Source organism: Acinetobacter sp. CFCC 10889, from assembly GCF_003268395.1.
GTDB lineage: Bacteria > Pseudomonadota > Gammaproteobacteria > Pseudomonadales > Moraxellaceae > Acinetobacter.
The window spans coordinates 36856-58018 of record NZ_LQXQ01000007.1; the positions used below are offsets into that span (position 1 = coordinate 36856).

Here is a 21163-nt window from a genome sequence, read left to right on the forward strand (position 1 = left end):
GTGAATCTTCTATGCAACTAGAAAATTATTATTCATCACAACAATGGCAAAAAATCCAAAACTTTGCTGCCAATAAACCCAGTCCATTTTTAGTGGTCGATTTAGATCGGATTGAATTTAAATATCAGGAACTACAACAGAGTTTCCCCAAAGCACATATTTTTTATGCAGTGAAAGCTAACCCAAGTTGTGAAATTATTCAACGTTTAGATCAGCTTGGATCATATTTTGATATTGCTTCGATCTATGAATTAGACCGAGTGCTTGCCTGTGGGATTGCACCTGAACGCATTTCTTTTGGCAATACCATTAAAAAAGCCGCAGATGTGAAATATGCATACGACAAAGGTGTTCGTTTATTTGTTACGGATGCAGAGGCAGACTTAGCACAAATCGCACAGTGTGCACCAAATTCTCGTGTATTTGTACGTGTTTTGGTTGAATCAGGAACAACATCTGATTGGCCATTATCACGTAAATTTGGCTGCGATCCACAGATGGCAATTGATCTAATGGTGAAAGCCAAAAAAATGGGGCTACAACCCTACGGCGTATCATTTCATGTTGGCAGTCAGCAAAATGATGTCACCGTATGGCGTACAGCACTGAAAACGGTAAAGCAGGTCTTTGAAACCCTTGCACAGCAACATGGCATTCAACTTGAATTAATCAATGCAGGAGGGGGATTTCCTGCACAATATTTGGCAGATATTGACAGTATTCAAACCTATGCGCAGCAGATACAAGGCTATTTGGATGAATATTTTCAGCAAAAAATCACCTTGTTTTTAGAGCCTGGTCGTTCACTGGTTGGAGATGCAGGTGTGATTGTTTCGGAAATTGTGCTGATTTCCAATAAATCTGAGCAGGATGAAAAGCGTTGGATCTATACCGATGTGGGTGTATTTAATGGCTTGATTGAAACTTTGGGAGAAATGATTAAATATCCGATTTATACGCCTAAAATGCAAAATAATGCAGCTAAATCTAATGTGGTTTTGGCAGGTCCAACTTGTGACTCAACCGATATTATGTATGAAAAAATCGCTTATCCTTTACCTAAAGATTTGGTGATGGGGGATCGTCTATATTGGTTAAGTACGGGTGCATATACCACATCTTATGCATCGGTTGAGTTTAATGGTTATCCACCACTGAAAACGTTTTATTTAGAATAAAAATCTTATTCACATGAAAATCAACCCAATTTCATCAAGATTTAGTGATGCTTTTGGGTTGATTTATTCAACAAATCAACAATAATCTATATTCACCCTCATTTTCCTGTGGTGCTCGATGTACGCAAGGTAAAACCTGCTGTGTAGGATGATCGACTGCTAAACGCCACAGATGCCCAACACCTAAATTGGTTGGCTTTGCATCTATGTTCGGCTGATAATGTAAATCGAAAAAATATTCTTCTAAAAAGTTTTCAAATTCAGCATCTAAACCACCATGTAATTCTTGTAATTTTGCTCGAATTTCAGGAATTAAAATCTTTTGCTGAACCTGATCATTGGACACAATATCACTGGCAGCACCGTAATAAGTACATAAAAAGGTATCTGTTTCAATTGGTGAACGATCAACATGAAAAGAATAAACATCGGTTGAAATAAAATCGAGTTCCTCATCACGTTCATAATTTTTTAAAAGATTCAGTGTGGGCGATGCACCAAAATCAGTCAGTAACTGTATATCTTTTAAGATCATGTTTCGAGCAAGATTGGCATTTTCTGAAAGTTGTAAAGCACACAGATCATCGACAGAAATTTCAGTTATATTTTCATCTAATTCAAGTTTATTGACAATTTCTTTAAAATCACCCACTAAGTCACGCTGCCAACAAAGAGCATTGATCTCACCTTGAAATTTTGTGTTGGTCAGTGCAGAGAAAGTAGAAACCACGCCAATTTGATGATGATCAAAAAGTGTATTTTTCATATCAGAATTAAATAATAATAAACTGTGACTCATCATACACGTAGTGCATGAGAAATGAGAATTCATTGCAAAGATTGTAATCATGTAGCAGGCAAAGTGACGATGTTGCCTGCTACAAGAGGAAAAGAATATAAAGAATCTCAAAGAAATGAGGGGATTGCCTCAATCATAGGGCAATCCTACAGCCTTTAATGGTATTAACGTTTTGCAGAAATCTACTTTCGTTTTGAGCGAAATAAAAATCATCTAAAACTTACCAATCATATTTTAAACCAACACGGAAGTTTGTAGGTTCACCATAGTAGCTATTTAAAGTCGATAAATGATATTTTTCATCAAATAAGTTATTCACATTTAAATTTGCTGTGAGGTTTTCATTGATTTTATAACGAGCCATTAAATCAACAACAGTATAATTTTCTTGTTCAGATTTAAACTTATTGGTTCGTGTAACATATGCATAAGTATCGCTTTGCCAACGAATGCCTGTACCTATCGTTAAAGCTTGATCGAACTGCGGTAATGTATAAGAGGTAAATAATTTAGCAGTATTGCTTGGAATATCACTATTTAAGCTTTGACCTTTATTATCTTGGGAAAGATTACGTGCAAAACTGGTAGAAATTTGCCATAAATCAGTAAGTTTTCCAGTTGCTTCTAGCTCAAAACCACGACTTTTGGTACCTGATTCAGCACGGTATGGCGAAACTTTTTGCCCATTAGGCAATGTAATTTGTTCAGCCCCTGTGATTAAGATTGCTTTATTGTCTTCATTGGTTTGATAAATTGCAGCACCAAGATTCAGTTGGTTATTAAAGAATGCGCCTTTAATACCTAGCTCGGTACTGTCACCGATCACAGGCTCAATAAATTCACCATGAATATCATAACGGTCTTGCGGGTTGAAAATATTGGTATAGCTGGCATAAGCTGTCCAATTTGGCGTAACGTCATAGGTTAAGCCAATATAAGGAATAACTTCTTTTTCTGCTTGTTTTTTATTGGTTGCTATACCTCCTGTTTCTGGATTGGTTTTTGAAATCCGCTCCCAATCATCAAATCGAGCTCCAATAATCATCGCAAGTGGGTCAGCCAGTTTTAAACGTAGTGCACTAAAAGCGGACAAACTTTTTTCATCAGTACTATACCAACCATTGGTTTTAAGTTCTGGTTTAGGAGGATTATAACCATCCCAAGCGAAAATATTATCTATAGGACTAATATTCCAACCCGTTGAGCTAGGGCGTTTATTTTCACTTTTAGCATATGTTGTTCCAACGATCAGTTCATGCGTTTGATTAAATAAATCAAATGAGCCATTCAGGGTTAAATTAAATAAATCTTGAGTTGGTTTATAATCCCAGCGGGTGCCATACAGTACACTGCCAGCGCCTGTATCTTTATTTATGCCTGAACCTGAAAATACATAGCCAACTATTTCATCAGATGAGGTAATTGTCCGTGAAATCGTCCCTTTGGCTTTCCAATGTTCATTTAACTGATGCTCAATATTGGCAAAATAGCCTGTTGTTGAGCGGTCTGTATTAGACCAATTTGCAGAAGCAGAATCTGATCGTGACCAATTAATCGCTGTACCATCTGTGTAGTAAGTAGGTAAACCACTACGAGCAACACCAGTCATATCAATTTGTTGATAACTTATACCTAAGCTTGCTGTCGTTTTATCCGATAGATCTGCTTCAATAACACCATAAGCAACTTTTCGCTCTTCATTATAGCGATCAATATAAGAGTCACCATCTTGATAAGCAAAAACAGCTCGACCACGTACATTACCTGATGAGGCGAGCGGTGTGGAAATATCGAGATCTGTACGATATGTATCCCATGAACCCGCACTCGCACTAACTGAGGCTTTAAAATCTTTGAATGGTTTTTTTCGAACCATATTGATACTTGCACTGGCTGTACCTGCACCTGTCATTATGCCATTAGCACCACGAACGATTTCAAATCGGTCAAAAAGGGCAGTATCTTGGCTTTGGAAAATACTTGAATAAGAGCTAAGTAGCTTTACACCATCCAATAAATAATTGTCTACAGTTTGACCACGAGCATAAATAGGAGAATTATCTGAGCCAATATTTCCACCTTGTTTAATGGTTAAGCCTGCTGATTGGCGTGCGACATCTGTGAGTTGACTCAGATTTTGATCTTCCATTTGTTGGCGAGTCACTACACTGACCAATTGTGGTGTTTCTTTTAAACTGAGCGTTAAACCTGTCGAAGCAGTCGTGGCTTGAGCAGTATACAAGTGAGTTTCTTCTGTGGTAATCACATCATTTTTCTTTTTACTTGCAGTAAAAGTGACTGTGGGTAATTGCACAGGTGCATCCGAAGCGACATATACAGAATTACTTTGTCCATTATTCTGCATTTCATGTGTTTGCATTTTTGCTGTTTGATGCACTGCATTATCTTTTAATTCAATAATATAACCACCATTTTCAAGTTTAATTGCTTCAAGTTGATGTGGTTTTAAAATTAACAATAAAGCTTGTTCTACAGAATAATTTCCTTTGAGTCCATTGCTCGCTTTTTGTATGAGTTGAGCTGTGTCATAACTCATTGTAGTTTTCGTTTGAATTGCCAATTGTTTCAGAACTTGATCAAGCGTGCCTTTTTCTATCGAAATATTTTGTGCTGTAGCCGCATAACTGATAGATGGGATTAAATTACAACTGATTACTGGAATACCAATTAAAGCCGCTCGAATAGCTAAAATTAAGGAGTTTTTTACACGGAAATTTTGCATCAATTATCTCATCTGAAATCACATTTATCTAGTAAGTCGAATAAGATGAAAAAAGAGTTCATAATTAATTCATTTTTTATGATCTAATTGTTTAACATAGAGCATATACGAACTATAAAAATCTAATTTAAGCTGATGTGCAGAAGCGAGTGTTTCTAAACTTTGTTGGGGATCTGACAATGAAAATACCCCAGAAACAGGAATATCTTGAATCGCTTTATCTATGAAATAATGTCCTTCTTGATAACGATAAAGCTCATGTAACACTTTTTTTTAAGGGCCAATTTTCAGCAACCAGTAAATGCTGTGTCCAATAAGGTTGATCATTTTTTAAAGGAATCGATTTAGAAATAAAATGATCATCAAATACAGCACGATGCCCTTGTTGAATAACTTGAGTGGATGGTTGATGATGTGCATGAATTGCAACTGCATGCTGATATACATTGAGCTTTGTTTTATGGTTTTCGTGTAGGACTGAAAATTGTGTACCTAAAGCTTGCATATCGCCATATTGAGTTTCCACAATAAAAGGACGCTTTTTCTGATCTTTTGCGGTTTCTATATAAATTTCACCACTGATCAATTCAACCGTTCGAGTTTGATGTGAAAAATGAATATTGACATAGCTATTGCTTGCTAATGTTAATTTAGATCCATCTTCTAAAGGAATATTCTTAATTTCACCAATATCAGTGTGATAGTCAGCTTGCCATTTTGACCAAGGTAATTGATACAAAAAAAATGTGAGCATAGAAAGACCGATTATGCTCAATAACGTATTATTTTTTAAAGTTTGATGAAATTCATTCTTTGAATGAGCAAAAGATTGATGTTTTAAATTTACGGGTAGTTCATTGAGTCCTGAGATGAATTTTTGCACTTGCTCAATGGCAAGTGCATTTTCAGGTTTTTGATTTTTCCATTGTTCAAATTGCTGATATTGTTCACCAGTGACTTCTCCAGAATGTAGAATTACGAGCCAGTCAGTCGCTTCATCTAAAACTTGTTCGGATATTTTTTCTGGATTTGTCATAAGTGAATTAAAATTATTGTTGTTGTAAGTTTATACAAGCAAGAAAAGCAAGCTTCATATCACGTTTTACGGTTGCTTCAGAAATTTGCAACTGTTCTGCAATGGTTTTGTAAGTCAAACCATCAAGTTGTGATAATAAAAACACTTGAGTTGCTCGTGCGGGTAATTTTTCTAAGACTTTATGGACTTGAAATAAAGTTTCTCTAATACAGATTTCGTGTTCAGCAGATGGATAGTATTCAGCAGGCAATTGGGCTAATGCCTCTAAATATAAACGTTCAACTTGTTGATGACGCCAATGATCAATAATGACATGTTTGGCAATGCCGAGTAACCATGCTTTGGGTTCTTGAATATTTTCATGTTGATAATGGCTTTTTAGAGCACGATAAAAAACTTCCTGACTTAAATCTTCAGATTGATGATGATGTTGAAGTTTATGCTTAAACCAAGAGAGTAAAGTCGTTTGATGTGCTTGATAAACATGGCTAAACCATAACTGTTTATGTACATTTAAATTCATCGAATAGCCTTAAAAACAGAATCAATCAAATCCAATTTCAAGAAAGAAATAGAATTTAATAAAATATTTATTGAATCTTAATGATAATCATTATTAAATGCAATATTATTACTTACACAAAGTAACATTTATTTTGAGCTGTTTATCGATCTCATCCGTCTTAGTAGGTAACGATGCGTAATCACTGTATTACGTTTGCAATGTTAGTGGTCTAGTCATGAAATCCCATTCTTTCAAACTCAATGCTCAACAGCATTATCGATTTACTGTGTTTATACGCATTTTACTTGCCGTATTTGGTGGTTTTGGTGTGGCAAATTTAACAGTTGCTATGGTGGGATTATTCTTTCCAAGTCAACAGGCAATTGCCACATATACAGGTTTTTTGCTCAGTTTTATTGTTTGGTTGGTGTTGATCTTGGCTGTATTTAGTATGAAAAGTACTTTGAAAGCAGTCAACTTATCCATTGGTCTGTTATTGAGTCTTGGTTGTATCGTGAGTGCCTTAAAAACTTGGGGGAGCATATGAAAGAGGGCTTTCGTCAAAGTATGGCTTGGCTTCATACATGGACAGGTTTAGTTGTTGGTTGGGTTTTGTTTTTTGTATTTTTAACGGGCACAGCAGGTTATGTTCAAATTGAACTGACACGCTGGATGCAGCCTGAACAAGCTTTACAGTCCAATGTATTGGTTTCTGAAAAAGAACAGGTTGATAAAGCCTATGCGTATTTAATGCATCATCCTGAAGCACAAACAGCTGAACGTTGGGGGATTAACCTACAAACCAATCAACGTGGTGCAGATGCATTTGCAGTGAATTGGAGCTTGCCACCAAAAGAAGAAGGACAACGGGGTAAGTATCAGAAAGAAGTGCTTGATGTTTCATCGGGTCAACCTATTTCAGAGCAAATTAAACCACGTGAAACGGGTGGTGGTTTTACACTTTATCGTATGCATTATGCTTTGCACTATATTCCTTATGATTGGGGTATTCGGATCGTAGGCATTTGTACGATGTTTATGTTTGTTGCCATTATTTCGGGCATTATTACCCATAAAAAAATATTTAAAGATTTCTTTACCTTTAGACCCGCCAAAGGTCAACGCTCTTGGTTGGATGCGCACAATGTCATTAGTGTGATTGCTTTACCTTTTTATATCATGATCACCTATAGCGGTTTAATTTTCTTTGCCAATGCTTATATGCCTTTGGGTGTGCCAATCGTGTACGGCGCAGGTGAAAAAAATACAGACCGTTACTATGCAGAACTATATCCGAGTTTTCGGAACAATGATCATGCTATCGCTTCTCCAAATATGGGAGAAATTAAGCAGCAATTTGTCCCTATTCAACCTTTGCTTGCATCAGTACAACAACAATGGGGCGGGACTGATAAAGTCAGTCAAGTCAACTTTTACCCTGATCAAGGTAAAACACCTGCAAAAATTGAATTCTACCAAACGGGTAGTGACACGATTGCAAGAAAACGAACATCTTTAAGTTTTGATTTATATACAGGTCAAAAGATTGTTCAGGAAAAGTCCAATGAAGATAAAGCACCAATGGTCTTTGGTACAACAGTACTGGGATTACATGAGGGCTTATTTGCATCACCATTTGTACGTATTTTATATGTGCTGACAGGACTTTTAGGCACAGCCATGATTGCAACAGGTTTAGTGCTGTGGACAGTCAAACGCCGACCAAAACAATTAAAGTCAAACCGAATGAGCTTTGGGCATGCACTTGTTGAACGCTTAAATATTGCCATGATTGCAGGTTTACCTCTTGCCATCGCGGTGTATTTTTGGGCAAATCGTTTGATTCCTAGCGACTTTGCCAGCCGTGCCAATTGGGAAGTGCATTGCTTATATATCACGTTATTGTTGAGTTTTGTTTATGCCTTGAGTCGACCCATTGTCCGAGCTTGGATTGAGATATTGGCTTTTGCTGCTTTGGCTTATTTATTGTTGCCTATCCTTAATTTTATTACGACAGATCGTCATTTGGTTGTATCACTGCGTCATCAAGATTTCGCTTTAGCCAGTATAGATTTGGGATTTATTTTCCTTGGGGTCATCTTTGCGTGGGCAAGTTATCGCGTGTGGAGCAAGCGGGATTCTATTTTAAAACCTGTTGTTAAAAAAGCCAAAAAACCACGTGTTGCTCAGACAGATGATGTGACTGAAATTCCGCGTTCAGAGGAGTTGTCATGAGCATTGTGTCGATCAATATTTTAACCACGCTATTTCTGAGCTATATCGGATTATTCGCTTTGAATCTTTCAATGGAACGCAATGCAAAATTGGTTTTAAAAGCACCATTGTCTTTGAAAAAAAATCAGATCATCAAAGTTTTGGGATGGAGTTTTCTAGCACTTTCATTATTGCACTGTATCTGGGCATGGGGAATCTCTATAGGCATTGCTGCATGGTTTGGTGTGATTACGCTCATCGCTGGCATCATCGTCTTTATTCAATCTTATCAAGCACGATTGAATTTAAATTTATCAAGTATGGCTTTTTTGATTGTGATTGGATTGCAATTTTTTCGACTGTAAATGAGTGAGTTTTTATGAGTGATTCAACGGTAGATGTAACAAAGAAGCATCTTTCTTTTGGTCGAAAATTGAAATATGGGATTGGCTTTTCTTTATTGATTGTGTTGATTATTGGGGGGATGTATTGGAAAAAGATCTCCAATAAACCCAAAGAAGAATATAGCCAATGGAGTAAGCCTGTTCCTGTACGTATCGTCCCTGTACAGCGCAATAACTTAGATGTTGAAATTAAAGCCATTGGTACCGTTGTCCCTGTCCATACTGTGAATGTGCAAAGTCAAGTTTCAGGGGTATTGCAACAGGTTCATTTTAAAGAGGGGCAATGGGTGAAAAAAGGGCAATTGCTTGCTCAAATTGATCCTGCACCATTTACAGTGGCTTTGGCACAGGCTGAGGGTACAAGACAGCAAAATCTTGCACAACTGCAAAGTGCAGAAAATGAGCTTAGTCGTTATCAATTATTATTTAAGCAAGATTCTATTGCAAAGCAACAAGTTGAACAACAGCAAGCTTTGGTAAATCAGCTTAAAGGGCAAATCCAATCCAATCGTGCACAGGTTGATGCAGCAAAACTACAATTGTCGTATAGCAAAATTTATTCACCGATTGAGGGACGTGTTGGTTTTAAGCAAAAAGATGTAGGAAACTTGATTCAAGCCAATGAAAGCACTGCTTTGGTGACCATCACGCAAGTTCACCCGATCTATGTGCAGTTTGCCATCGCTGAGAATCATCTCGCAGGATTACGTGAAACCTTAAAATCAGGTCAACAGGTCAAAGTCAGTGCATGGGACAAAGCTGAACAGCAGCAGCTCGCAGTGGGTCATGTGCAAGCTTTGGACAATCAAATAGATGTTAGTACAGGGACTTTAAAGCTAAAGGCGACATTTGATAATCGTGATGATCGCTTATTTCCAAATCAATTTGTCAATGTTCGTTTAAATGCACAGACCATTCAGAATGCTGTCAGTATTCCGAGTGATGCCGTTCAGCATGGTGCAAAAGGCACGTATGTTTATATCATCAACAAAGACCATAAAGCCGAGGTTAGAAGCCTAAAATTAGGTTTAAGTAGCAATGGTCAGATCGAAGTTTTAGCAGGTTTAGACGGTACTGAAAAAGTGGTACTTGAGGGAATTGACCGACTTTCAGATGGTAAAGAAGTTCAAATTATTTCTGATGAGCAAAAACATCGTCCTGTAACGGAATCTGCTACTGGATAAATCATGAATATTTCAAGGTTCTTTATTTTACGTCCAGTGGCGACAACACTTCTGATGTTGGCATTGCTAGTGAGTGGTCTGCTTGTTTGGCGAATGCTTCCTGTATCTGCGTTACCGCAAGTGGACTATCCAATTATTCAGGTGTATACCTTTCAGCCGGGTGCAAATCCAGATACTGTGCAACGAACCATTACTGCACCACTTGAACGTGAAATGGGGAAAATTGCAGGCTTAAAACAGATGTCCTCCAATAGTTCAGTTGGGGCATCTGTGATTACATTGCAGTTTGATCTCCGTGCTGAATTGGGTGTCGTTGAGCAAGAAGTCCAGTCTGCATTAAGTACTGCGAGCAGTAAATTACCGAGTGATTTACCTACGCCACCGATTTATCGCAAAGTCAATCCTGCTGATGTTCCTGTGATCACCCTTGCGATTAGCTCAGAAACTTTATCTTTAACGACCGTGTACGACATGGTGGATACTCGAGTTGCGCAAAAGCTGTCGCAATTGACAGGTGTAGGAATGGTCAGTCTTGCTGGTGGACAGCGACCAGCAATCCGAGTGCAAATGAATCCAACTGCATTAGCAAGTTATAAAATGAGTGCTGAAGATGTTCGATCTGCCATTCATTCTGCCAATGCAAATCAGCCAAAAGGTAGTTTTGATGGACCATTTCGTAGCACAATGTTGGATGCTAATGATCAGATTCGTTCAATTGCGGATTATGAAGCTTTAATTCTTCGTTGGAATAATGGAGCACCCATTCGCCTTAAAGATGTTGCGACCATTATCGAAGGTAGTGAAGACCGTTATATGGCAGCATGGGCAGACAGCCAATCTGCAATTTTAGTGAATGTGCAACGTCAACCGAATGCTAATGTGATTCAGGTTGCTGATCAAATTAAACAGGTTTTACCTGAGCTACAACAGAATCTCCCTGACAATGTCAAAATTCGTATTTTGACTGATCGAACTGAAAGTATTCGTAGTTCGATTCATGATGTGCAAAAAGAATTGGTTTTTGCAGTATGCCTAGTGGTGATGGTGACATTTTTATTCTTAAGAAATCTCTCTGCCACCATTATTCCAAGTATTGCTGTACCGCTGTCGATTATCGGTACATTTGTTTTGATGCACTTTCTAGGTTTTTCAGTCAATAACTTAACCCTCATGGCGCTGACCATTGCCACAGGTTTTGTCGTTGATGATGCGATTGTGATGTTGGAAAATATTGCCCGACATCGAGAGTCAGGCGAAAGCTTGTTACAAGCGGCACTCAAAGGTTCACGAGAAATTGGTTTTACCCTGATTTCACTGACCATATCGTTAATCGCCGTTCTCATTCCTTTATTGTTTATGGGCGATGTCGTGGGGCGTTTATTCCATGAATTTGCCGTGACTTTAGCAGCGGCTATAGCATTATCCCTCGTCGTTTCTCTCACGCTTACTCCGATGATGTGCGCTTATTTACTTAAAAATACGAAACACACGGCTTCACGTAGCCGATGGAGTTTGGATTGGGTGATTCAGCAATATGGCAAAGGTTTAGAATGGGTATTTAAACACCAAATTTTCACTTTAGCAGTGATGCTGAGTACAGTCATCTTGGCAGGAGTCATGTATTGGATGATTCCAAAAGGCTTTTTCCCTGTACAAGACAGTGGCGTGATTCAGGTCGTGACAGAAGCACCTGATGATATTTCGTTCCAAGCCATGAGTGAACGTCAACAGGCTTTGGCACAACAAATTTTAAAAGATCCTGCGGTTGAAAGTTTGTCCTCCTTTATTGGCATTGATGCTAATAATCCGAAGCTCAGTAATGGTCGAATCCTGATTAATCTGAAACCTTATGCTGAACGTGATCCCGCATCACAAGTGATGACTCGTTTGCGAGGAGAATTTAATCAGATCAAAGGTATTCAAGGCTGGATGCAGCCTGTGCAAGAGCTGAGTATTGAAGATAAAATTAGCCGAACACAATATCAGTTGAGTCTTACTGCAACTCGCAGTGCAGATTTAGAGCAATGGACACCTATTTTAGTCGATGCTTTGCGTAAACAAGCTGAATTTGCTGATGTGACCAGTGATGGTGGCGGATTGGGCTTACAAGCTTTTATTGATGTCAATCGTGATGCAGTAGCACGTTTAGATTTAAATATTGAAGACATTAGTTTAGCGCTGCAAAACTTGTTTGCACAAAGACAAATTGCCACTTTATACACGCAGTCGAACCAATACCGCATCGTGTTGGAACTCGCTCCAGAGGCGACACAAGGTTTTGATGCTCTCGCACAAACTTATATCCACAATAAAAATGGTGAACCGATTCTACTCAGTTCAGTGGCAACAATTGTTCAAAAGCGTGTACCGATTCTGCTACAACAACAATCACAATTTCCAGCCAATGGGGTGTCATTTAATTTAGCACAGGGCGTGGCATTGGGTGATGCAATTCAGGTGATTCATCAAGTTGAACAGCAACTGAATTTGCCGATCGATGTCAAAGTGAAATTGCAAGGTGCTGCGGCAGCCTATGAAAATTCAAAACAACATACATTCTGGTTAGTGATTGCTGCGATTGTCACTATGTATATCGTATTGGGAATTTTGTACGAAAGCTTTATTCATCCTATTACCATTCTTTCGACTTTACCCTCAGCAGCAATTGGAGCTTTACTCGCCTTGTTTATGGTCAATCGACCTTTAGACATGATCGCTTTAATTGGCATTATCTTGTTGATTGGTTTGGTGAAAAAAAATGGCATCATGATGGTGGACTTTGCCTTAGCTGCTCAGCGCAATGAGGGTTTATCACCTCAACAGGCAATTCATCAAGCAGCACTCATGCGTTTCCGTCCTATTTTAATGACGACACTCGCAGCGTTGGTTGGGGCAATTCCATTGATGTTGGCATCAGGTGCAGGAGCAGAGCTGAGGCAACCGCTTGGCATTGTCATGGTGGGGGGATTGTTGCTTAGTCAGGTTCTGACACTCTTTACTACACCAGTGGTGTATTTGTTTTTCGATCGCTTACAGCAGTCATTTAGCCAATCAGATACAAGCTCATTTGTAAGTGATGATGTTGGGAGAGAGTCTTGAAATTACTCTCAGCTTTTATTCATCGACCTGTTGCAAGTGTGCTAATTGCCATTGCAATTGTACTATTAGGTGTTTTGGCATATTTGCGCTTACCTGTTGCAGCCTTGCCCCAAGCAGATATTCCAACCATTGTGGTGCGGGCAAGTTTACCCGGTGCAAGCCCTGAGAGTATGTCTGCTACAGTAGCAACACCACTGGAACGTGCCATGATGGGCGTGTCTGGGGTGAAAGCCATTAACTCGTCAAGCAGTCAAAGTTCAGCGCAAGTGGTGCTACATTTTGATTTGGCAACAGATATTAATGAAGCCGCAAGAGAAGTACAAGCCGCCATTAATGCTGCAATGTCTCAGTTACCCTCAGGTATGCCAAGCCCACCTGAATATTTCAAAGTTAATCCAAGTCAAAGTCCTATTTTCTATTTGGCATTGAGCTCACAGCATTTATCGGCAGGTAAATTATACGAAGTTGCCAGTGATCTGCTACAACCTAATTTGGCACAAGTGAGTGGGGTGGGGGAAGTCTCGATTGACGGTGCTTCTATGCCCGCTGTGCGGATTACCTTAAATCCCAATGCTCTGATTTCACAAGGGGTAAGTTTAGAACAGGTGCGTGAAGCGATTGTTAAAAGCAATCGTACACAAGCACTCGGTGTGATTGAAACTGAGCAATTACGTTGGCAAGTGGCACTTTCAAACCAATTAAAAACAGCTGAAGAATTTGCCAATCTTCCTATTCATAAAAGTGCTCAAACGATTGTACGGTTAAAAGACGTTGCAGAGGTTCAAGATTCAGTAGAAAACCGTTATGTCAGTGGTTTTCATAATGGTCAAGCTGCGGTCATTATTAAAATTAGCCGACAACCCAATGCCAATACAGTTGCAACCATTGAGAAAATTAAACAAAGATTGCCTGAATTACAAATGATGATGCCTGAGGATGCAAAACTCACCACAGTAATGGATGGTTCGAAAATTATTCGGGCAGGTTTGGACGAAGCACGAGAGACCTTATTATTTTCGATCATTTTAGTGGTGATTGTGGTGGCTTTGATGCTTGGGCGAGTACGAAGTGCATTGGTGTCTGCTGTTGCTTTGATTGTGGTGTTGATTGGTGCAAGCAGTTTGGTGTATTTGGCAGGGTTCTCACTGAATAATTTGTCGATTATGGCGGTCATTGTTGCCATTGGGCTTGTCGTTGATGATGCAATCGTGGTGCTTGAAAATATTGAGCGTCATATTGAACAAGGTGAGCAACCCATTCAAGCTGCTGTAAAGGGGATTCAGGAAGTCGGTACAACCTTGATTGCTATGAATTTAGCTTTGGTGGTGATCTTTATTTCTATTTTGTTTATGGGCGGTGTGATTGAGCGTTTATTTAGAGAATTTTCTTTAACTTTAGTGTTCATCGTTATTTTATCTGTTGTCATTTCTTTAATATTTACACCAAGTTTATCGGCACGTTGTTTGAAACCATTGCCAAACGATCAAGCTCAAACTTTATATCAATATAGTCATCGTTGGATGCAGAAGCTTAATCAGGCTTATATCACCTCATTAAAATGGATGCTCAGACACAGTTATCTGGCGATTTTATTGTGGATCAGTGCAATCGCAGGTTCTGTTTATGTGTATCAGACTTTGCCTAAACGTGTATTACCTGAGCAAGATACAGGGCAAGTTGATGCATTTATTCGGGGCGATGATGGATTCTCATTTCAAATTATGCAGCCCAAAATTGCGGCTTTTAGTGCGTACTTATTAAAAGATCCTGCTGTGCAAAATGTCGTAGGTACATCAGGAGGTTCAGGTGGTACAACCAATTCATCTTTGATGGTGAGTTTAAAACCTAAAGCAGAACGCGATGGTCAAAGTGCGCATGATGTTGTCGAGCGTTTGAAACAAAATGCGCCGTGGCAGGCAGGCGCAATTTTTTCGGCACGTGTAAAACAGGAACTTGAACTTGATGATCCATTTGGTGGTAGTGGTCAGGATTATATGTTGCTTTTGCAATCTGACAATGTGGCTTTGTTACGTGAATGGGTACCTAAAGTTGCTTTGGCAATGCAAAAACTACCTCAACTTGAAGAGGTTGAATCCATGGGCGATGAAGGTGCACAACACGTAACGCTTGATATTGACCGTGAGGCTGCTCAACGCTTAGGGGTAAATATAGAAAGTATCGCCGGTGTATTAAATAACTCATTTTCACAGCGTCAAATTTCAACGATTTATGATCAAACACAACAGTTTCATGTGGTGATGGAAGTCGATAAACGCTTTACTGAACAACCTGAATCATTAGCGCATATCCGCGTACCCAATCAGCACGGTGAATCAGTTCCACTGAGTAATTTTGCCACATGGTCTTATGGTATCAGCAATGATCGAGTTTACCGCCGTAATCAATATGCAGCGATGGGCATTGGTTATGTGGTTAAACCTGAATATAGCAATGAACAAGCCGATGCTGCGATTCGTTCAGTTTTACCTGAAGTCATATTACCAAACGAAATATTTATGACCAGTGATAAAGAGGCAGAAGCCCAAAGTCTACAAAGCGGATTAACTACACCTGTACTGATTTTAGCGGTGATCTTGTTGATTTATATTGTTCTAGGCGTGACTTATGAAAGCTTGGTACATCCTTTTACGATTTTATCCACCATCCCCGCAGTTGCCTTAGGGGCATTATTAACGCTATGGACATTTGGTTTTCATTTTAGCTTAATCGCTTTGTTGGGCATGTTTTTACTGATTGGTGTAGTGGTGAAAAATGCCATTCTGCTTATTGATTTTACTTTGAAGGAAAGGCGGGCAGGAAAATCAGCTAATCAAGCCATATTATCAGCTGCGGAACTACGGTTTAGACCCATTTTAATGACCAATACCGCAGCGTTATTAGGTGCTATTCCATTGGCACTCAGTTGGGGCGAAGGTGCTGAATTACGTCAGCCTTTAGGTGTCGTGATCGTAGGTGGTTTGGCGCTTGGGCAATTACTCACCTTATATACCACACCTGTGTTGTATCTAGTTTTAGAAAAAAGTGCTGAATTTTTTAAAAAATCGAAAAAAGTGCATGTAATTGGTTGAGGGAAATAGGAAATATGATGCAAAGTTTAGTTTATAAAAATGTGATCAGCCTCAGTTGCATACTCATTTTAACCGCATGTAGTTCTCATGTTGTCGTACATCCGCCTGAATATCAGATTCCAATTGTACAAGCAGATGATCAATATAAATATGCAGATTTAAATTGGACACCAACCTCAACCATTCAAATTTCTGCTGGGCAATGGTGGGAAATTTATCAAGACCCTGTCTTAAGCCAATTGATGCAACAATTAAATCTAGAAAATTTCACATTAAAGCAAGCTGAAGCACGTTATCAACAAGCACAGGCTTTACTTGACATACAACGTGCCAATCGTATCCCCAATATTACCGCAACGAGTTCTGCAAACCGTAATGGCGCAAAAAACACCTCAACAAGTAGTCAATTTGGCTTAGGTATTCAAGCCAGTTGGGTGCCAGATTTGTGGGGACGAGTGGCGAAAGCCATCGAAGGGCAACAAGCCAATCTTGAAGCAAATCAAGCGGATTTGGATGCGATTAAACTTAATCAACAGCTTTTAGCGACAGAAGCGTATTGGACGATTCGTGTACTAGATGCACAATCAGATGTACTAGGGCAAACTGAAAAAAGTTATCTACGTTCGGTTCAGATTTTAAAGAATCAATATCATGCAGGCATGATCGCACGAGCTGATGTGATTCAAGCAGAAACTCAATTAAAACAGGTACACATCCAAAAGATTGAAATTACCCGAAATCGAAATTTACAAGAAAATATTTTGGCTGTGTTACAAGGCAAAAGCGTTGCTCAATTCCAATTAAGGAAACAAAAGCAGACTTTGACTGTTCCACAGCTTCCAACACAGTTGCCAAGTCGATTATTAATCCAACGTCCAGATGTGATTCGTGCAGAACGAGAATTAGCATCCATACATGCTGAATTGGGTTTAGCGCAAACCGCATGGTTGCCTGATATAACAATAGGTTTAAATGGGAATTTAAATAATCAGATTTTTGCTCATCTTTTTTCATCACCACAATACTTGTGGTCTGCGGGTTTACAAGCGACAGCGATGCTTTTTGATGGTGGTAAACGTGATGCGGAAATCGCACAGGCACAAGCGCATTATGCTGAAAAATTAGCAGCTTATAGACAGTCGATATTAACGGGTTGGAAAGAAGTCGAAGATGCTTTATTACAGGCATCAAGTTTTAAACAGCAACAAGTTGAACAAAACAAATTATTGGCTTTGGCAATTGAAAATGAGCAAGTGGCAATGCGACGTTATAACGCAGGTTTAGTGAGCTATTTGGAAGTGATCTCAGCGCAAAATCTCAGATTACAGGCTGAGCAAACAATTTTACAATTACAGCAATCACAGTTAAATAATACGGCGCAGTTGGTTGCAGCATTGGGAGGAGGTTTACAATAAAATCATGATGATTTTAACCTTTATCCAAAAGCCAAGAGTTGTTTAAAGTCTTTGTATAATGTGATTTTTTTAATGAATGACAATACATCGTTGTGCAATCTCAGCAATGTTTTGATGATCAAGATTTACATGCTCCCATTTCTGCATTTGTCCAATCATCCATTCAAAATCTGAGGCTTTGGGTGTGGCATCTTGCGACACAAAATGCTGAATAATATGTTGAATTTTATGAAATTCAGGCACATGAACTGACTCAGAACAATCAAAACGAATAATGTTATAGTCAACGAGTATTTTCCACACTTCATTAATATTAATCGCAGAATCAATTGTAGACATCTGTTGCAAATCCTGTTGTGCCCTCATGATCGCTGTGCAAAGTGCATTGAGCGTTGCAGGATATTGTATTGCCCAATCTTGTGTGACCGCTAAAACTTTATCAGCAACTTCTGGAATAATCGCTTTACTTTCAGCAATGACATGACTATAACCCTGAATTTCAGCCTGAATATTCCAAGGCTCTCCAACACAAAAACCATCAATCGTATGTTTGGCAATGCTTTCAACCATATAAGGCGGTGGAAAAGTCAGTAATTTTGCTGACTGTGCAATGTGTTGATCCGCCAAAGCCAACCATTCTCTTAAACAATAATGATGAATTGAATATTTAAAAACATGTGCAAGATGAATAGTTTGCTGTTGTTGTATTGCCTGTACAATTTTTTCAGCAGATTGTTTTGGGCTATCTTGTGTTGAAATATTTAAATCAAAGCATAATTTTTGACTGATACTGATAAATGCACGATTGACACTTAATACCAACGGCGTTTGAAAGGGAATGCCAATGTGATCTGAACCCATCATGGCTGCTGGCAGCATTGTCGATAAACAATGTGCTGTATCTAAAAAACCAAAAGCCAAACGATCACGCAAACTTGCCCAAGAGGCTTCCTTGACCAAAGTCACATTTAAACCCTGTTCAGCAAAATAACCCTGATGCTGTGCCCATAACAGTGCAATACAGTCCAAAAGTGGGACATAGCCCAACTGAATATCTGTTTTTTCTAAATGATTCATTTTGCATCCTTTATTTGACCTTGTAGCAGTGCTTGCGCATCAATAAGTCTGCGTGCCATTTCACCAATGGTCATACGATGGCTCATGGCATTTTTTCGTAGCAACTGAAAGGATTGTTCTTCATTAAGCTGATGTAATTTCATGAGTAAAACTTTTGCTTTTTCAATATCTTTACGATCAGCAAGTTTGGTTTTGGTATCTTTTAAATCATCTTCAAGCTTTTTATGCTTTTTATATTGTTGAATGGAAATCTGCAAAATACTATCGAGTTTGTTTGGATCAATCCCATCGACAATATACGCCGTGACCCCTGCATCTATGGCATTTTTAATGGTGTCTTGATGACTGTTTTTGGTAAAAAGAACGGTCGGTAAATCAAACTGACCGACGCAACTTTCGATGACATCCCGTTGCGGGTGATCCATGTCCAATAAAACCACATCTGCTTGTATTTGTTGTAAGTAAAAAATATTCAGTTGGTCAGTGATCAGACAGGCAACCACGTCAAACTGATGTTCGATCAATGTTTTTTTGACGAATTCTGCACGTTCAGAATCATCATCAATCAAGGCTATTTTAAGTTTTGGCATGATGAATCAGGAAAAGCCTGAGGGTAATACAAGCCATAGCAATTATTATGCCATTGCAAAAATGGGTGGTGTGGCAAGTCAAGTACAGGTTTCTCAAACAATTTGTTCATTTATCCAGATGCTTATGCACTTGAATGATGCAAAATGCGCAAATTCATTGCATTAGCAAGCGTGGGCGAGAATATTTGTAATGACTTTAATTCATCAATTTATGTGTATTTTATTTCTTCAAATTCATTTTCTTTTTATTTGGTAAATAAAAACAATGATTTAAGATTAATTTCGAATATTGGCATAGTCATTGCTATATCTCCTATGAGTCAAAGACGACTCTTAAAATTTGTAAGACGGCCAACGACGTCCGCTCTGATCGATCTGAAAAGCATCATTTATTTTATTTGCTTTTTGGAAAACCCAATACGTTCAGTTCAGGTAGGAGATGGCGATGTCTTCAAATTTAGATACGAAAAAAGCCACAAAAATCAGTCTTTTTAATTTCAGCAGTGCAGCCATGCGTGCTTTCCACATGAGTTGGCTCGCATTTTTTGTCTGTTTCTTTGCATGGTTTGCCTGTGCACCTCTGATGCCTGTCATCGCAGGTGAATTTCATTTAACCAAAGATCAGATCGCCAATATTAATATTGCTGCCGTTGCGATCACGATTCTTGTACGTCTGATTGTTGGCCCACTCTGTGATAAATACGGCCCACGTAAAACCTATACCGCATTACTGATCATCGGCAGTATCCCTGTTTTTGGTGTGGCTTCTGCAAATAGCTATGAATCCTTTTTATTCTTTCGCTTATTGATCGGTGCGATTGGCGCAAGCTTTGTCATCACGCAATACCATACAAGCATTATGTTTGCACCGAATGTAGTCGGGACTGCCAATGCCACCACAGCAGGTTGGGGCAATGCCGGTGGTGGTGCTACACAAGCGTTAATGCCTTTGATGCTTAGTGCATTGGTGATGTTCGGTGTAGAGCAAGCGATGGGTTGGAGAGTTGCACTGATCGTACCCGGTGTATTGATGCTGATTGTTGGAGCGATGTATTGGAAATTTACCCAAGACTGTCCACAAGGTGATTTTAAAGAGCTGCGTACGCAAGGCATCCAAGTGGGAAGCGATAAAAAAGGTGGGATTGCCATTCTCAAACATGCAGCAAAAAATTACCGTGTTTGGATTTTATTTGGTGCGTATGCAGCTTGTTTTGGCATTGAAATCTTTATTCATAACATTGTCGCAATGTATTACGTAGATCATTTCCACTTTGGCTTAAAAGAAGCAGGGATGGCAGCAGGCATTTTTGGTTTATTGGCACTGTTTGCTCGAGCTTTGGGTGGCATTGTTTCCGACAAAGTTGCGACTCAAAAAGGTTTAGATGGTCGTACCAAAGTGTTATTCGCAATGATCTTGATGGAAGGTTTATTCCTGATTGTATTCTCACAAATGAATACAGCAATCCTTGCGATACTTGCAATGACGGTATTCGCACTCTTTACACATATGGCATGCGGTGCAACGTATGCACTCGTACCATTCATTGACCGTGATGCTTTGGGTGGTGTCGCAGGCATTATTGGTGCAGGAGGAAATGTTGGTGCAGTGGCAGCAGGTTTCCTACTCAAAGGGATGTTAGACATTCAAACGACCTTGATGGTACTCGGTGGTTTAGTGGTAATCGCTGCAAGTTGTGTGCTGATGATTCGCTTCTCAGTGGAACATAAAGAAAAAGAACAAAAATTGTTTGAAGAAGCGCTATTGGAGCGTAGTCGGATGGAACAAGCTTCCGCAACCATGAAACAAAACAGTGCAGCTTAATAGATAAA

Annotated in this window: 15 protein-coding genes and 1 pseudogene; 10 read left to right on the forward strand and 6 right to left on the reverse strand. The window is 39.1% G+C overall.

Translation table 11 applies throughout. From position 1 onward, the window contains the following. The first annotated feature begins 11 nt into the window (after window positions 1-11). On the forward strand, window positions 12-1178 hold the full coding sequence (locus AVJ19_RS03875) for a type III PLP-dependent enzyme (protein ID WP_111858483.1): 1167 nt from the start codon (window positions 12-14) through the stop codon (window positions 1176-1178). Window positions 1179-1245: 67 nt separating this feature from the next. On the opposite strand, the gene AVJ19_RS03880 is transcribed toward AVJ19_RS03875, so the two are convergent. The 4 genes and pseudogenes from AVJ19_RS03880 to AVJ19_RS03895 form a co-directional block, all read right to left on the reverse strand. Next, complete coding sequence (locus tag AVJ19_RS03880) at window positions 1246-1944, reverse strand: DUF1826 domain-containing protein (RefSeq protein WP_111858540.1); 699 nt, start codon at window positions 1942-1944, stop codon at window positions 1246-1248. A 253-nt stretch (window positions 1945-2197) separates the two neighbouring features. Further along, on the reverse strand, window positions 2198-4720 hold the full coding sequence (locus tag AVJ19_RS03885; protein ID WP_111858484.1) for a TonB-dependent siderophore receptor: 2523 nt from the start codon (window positions 4718-4720) through the stop codon (window positions 2198-2200). A 69-nt stretch (window positions 4721-4789) separates the two neighbouring features. Further along, window positions 4790-5756 (reverse strand): annotated as a pseudogene (locus AVJ19_RS03890) (FecR family protein). Between the two features lie 13 nt (window positions 5757-5769). Further along, a complete protein-coding gene (locus AVJ19_RS03895; protein WP_111858485.1) occupies window positions 5770-6279 on the reverse strand; it encodes a sigma-70 family RNA polymerase sigma factor in 510 nt (169 codons plus the stop codon). Between the two features lie 217 nt (window positions 6280-6496). Between AVJ19_RS03895 and AVJ19_RS03900 the strand changes: the two genes are divergently transcribed. Genes AVJ19_RS03900 through AVJ19_RS03930 form a run of 7 tightly spaced genes read left to right on the forward strand, consistent with a single transcriptional unit; the run spans window position 6497 to window position 17666 of the window. After that, entirely contained in the window at window positions 6497-6808 is a 312-nt protein-coding gene (locus tag AVJ19_RS03900; protein ID WP_111858486.1) for a hypothetical protein, read from the forward strand. Further along, entirely contained in the window at window positions 6805-8496 is a 1692-nt protein-coding gene (locus tag AVJ19_RS03905; RefSeq protein ID WP_111858487.1) for a PepSY-associated TM helix domain-containing protein, read from the forward strand. Before AVJ19_RS03900 ends, AVJ19_RS03905 begins: the two co-directional genes overlap by 4 nt. Beyond that, window positions 8493-8840: a DUF3325 domain-containing protein gene (locus AVJ19_RS03910; protein WP_111858488.1), complete on the forward strand. Its 348-nt coding sequence runs from the start codon at window positions 8493-8495 to the stop codon at window positions 8838-8840. Before AVJ19_RS03905 ends, AVJ19_RS03910 begins: the two co-directional genes overlap by 4 nt. A 14-nt stretch (window positions 8841-8854) precedes the next feature. After that, window positions 8855-10063 carry an efflux RND transporter periplasmic adaptor subunit gene (locus AVJ19_RS03915; protein WP_111858489.1) on the forward strand — a complete coding sequence of 403 codons (1209 nt, stop codon included), beginning with the start codon at window positions 8855-8857 and terminating at the stop codon, window positions 10061-10063. 3 nt (window positions 10064-10066) lie between these two features. Next, window positions 10067-13162: a multidrug efflux RND transporter permease subunit gene (locus tag AVJ19_RS03920; protein ID WP_111858490.1), complete on the forward strand. Its 3096-nt coding sequence runs from the start codon at window positions 10067-10069 to the stop codon at window positions 13160-13162. Continuing rightward, entirely contained in the window at window positions 13159-16251 is a 3093-nt protein-coding gene (locus AVJ19_RS03925; RefSeq protein ID WP_111858491.1) for an efflux RND transporter permease subunit, read from the forward strand. Before AVJ19_RS03920 ends, AVJ19_RS03925 begins: the two co-directional genes overlap by 4 nt. 17 nt (window positions 16252-16268) lie before the next feature. Continuing rightward, the gene (locus tag AVJ19_RS03930) at window positions 16269-17666 is read left to right on the forward strand and encodes an efflux transporter outer membrane subunit (protein WP_111858492.1); all 1398 of its coding nucleotides are present in this window, start codon (window positions 16269-16271) and stop codon (window positions 17664-17666) included. Window positions 17667-17735: 69 nt separating this feature from the next. Here the strand turns inward: AVJ19_RS03930 and AVJ19_RS03935 are convergent, their stop codons facing one another. Beyond that, window positions 17736-18743 carry an ABC transporter substrate-binding protein gene (locus AVJ19_RS03935; protein ID WP_111858493.1) on the reverse strand — a complete coding sequence of 336 codons (1008 nt, stop codon included), beginning with the start codon at window positions 18741-18743 and terminating at the stop codon, window positions 17736-17738. Beyond that, window positions 18740-19333 carry an ANTAR domain-containing response regulator gene (locus tag AVJ19_RS03940; protein WP_111858494.1) on the reverse strand — a complete coding sequence of 198 codons (594 nt, stop codon included), beginning with the start codon at window positions 19331-19333 and terminating at the stop codon, window positions 18740-18742. Before AVJ19_RS03940 ends, AVJ19_RS03935 begins: the two co-directional genes overlap by 4 nt. Here AVJ19_RS03940 and AVJ19_RS21985 point away from each other — a divergent pair. Beyond that, window positions 19332-19499 carry a hypothetical protein gene (locus AVJ19_RS21985; protein WP_162626531.1) on the forward strand — a complete coding sequence of 56 codons (168 nt, stop codon included), beginning with the start codon at window positions 19332-19334 and terminating at the stop codon, window positions 19497-19499. The genes AVJ19_RS03940 and AVJ19_RS21985 overlap by 2 nt on opposite strands. A 273-nt stretch (window positions 19500-19772) precedes the next feature. Beyond that, a complete protein-coding gene (locus AVJ19_RS03945; protein ID WP_171334154.1) occupies window positions 19773-21155 on the forward strand; it encodes an MFS transporter in 1383 nt (460 codons plus the stop codon). Window positions 21156-21163 lie beyond the last annotated feature (8 nt).

Bases quoted from the DNA above. Each gene is read 5' to 3' on its own strand.
- AVJ19_RS03935 (WP_111858493.1), bottom strand. From the start codon at position 18,743: ATGAATCATTTAGAAAAAACAGATATTCAGTTGGGCTATGTCCCACTT.
- AVJ19_RS03940 (WP_111858494.1), bottom strand. From the start codon at position 19,333: ATGCCAAAACTTAAAATAGCCTTGATTGATGATGATTCTGAACGTGCA.
- AVJ19_RS03885 (WP_111858484.1), bottom strand. From the start codon at position 4,720: ATGCAAAATTTCCGTGTAAAAAACTCCTTAATTTTAGCTATTCGAGCG.
- AVJ19_RS03905 (WP_111858487.1), top strand. From the start codon at position 6,805: ATGAAAGAGGGCTTTCGTCAAAGTATGGCTTGGCTTCATACATGGACA.
- AVJ19_RS03900 (WP_111858486.1), top strand. From the start codon at position 6,497: ATGAAATCCCATTCTTTCAAACTCAATGCTCAACAGCATTATCGATTT.
- AVJ19_RS03915 (WP_111858489.1), top strand. From the start codon at position 8,855: ATGAGTGATTCAACGGTAGATGTAACAAAGAAGCATCTTTCTTTTGGT.
- AVJ19_RS03895 (WP_111858485.1), bottom strand. From the start codon at position 6,279: ATGAATTTAAATGTACATAAACAGTTATGGTTTAGCCATGTTTATCAA.
- AVJ19_RS03920 (WP_111858490.1), top strand. From the start codon at position 10,067: ATGAATATTTCAAGGTTCTTTATTTTACGTCCAGTGGCGACAACACTT.
- AVJ19_RS21985 (WP_162626531.1), top strand. From the start codon at position 19,332: ATGATGAATCAGGAAAAGCCTGAGGGTAATACAAGCCATAGCAATTAT.
- AVJ19_RS03930 (WP_111858492.1), top strand. From the start codon at position 16,269: ATGCAAAGTTTAGTTTATAAAAATGTGATCAGCCTCAGTTGCATACTC.
- AVJ19_RS03880 (WP_111858540.1), bottom strand. From the start codon at position 1,944: ATGAAAAATACACTTTTTGATCATCATCAAATTGGCGTGGTTTCTACT.
- AVJ19_RS03910 (WP_111858488.1), top strand. From the start codon at position 8,493: ATGAGCATTGTGTCGATCAATATTTTAACCACGCTATTTCTGAGCTAT.
- AVJ19_RS03945 (WP_171334154.1), top strand. From the start codon at position 19,773: ATGGCGATGTCTTCAAATTTAGATACGAAAAAAGCCACAAAAATCAGT.
- AVJ19_RS03875 (WP_111858483.1), top strand. From the start codon at position 12: ATGCAACTAGAAAATTATTATTCATCACAACAATGGCAAAAAATCCAA.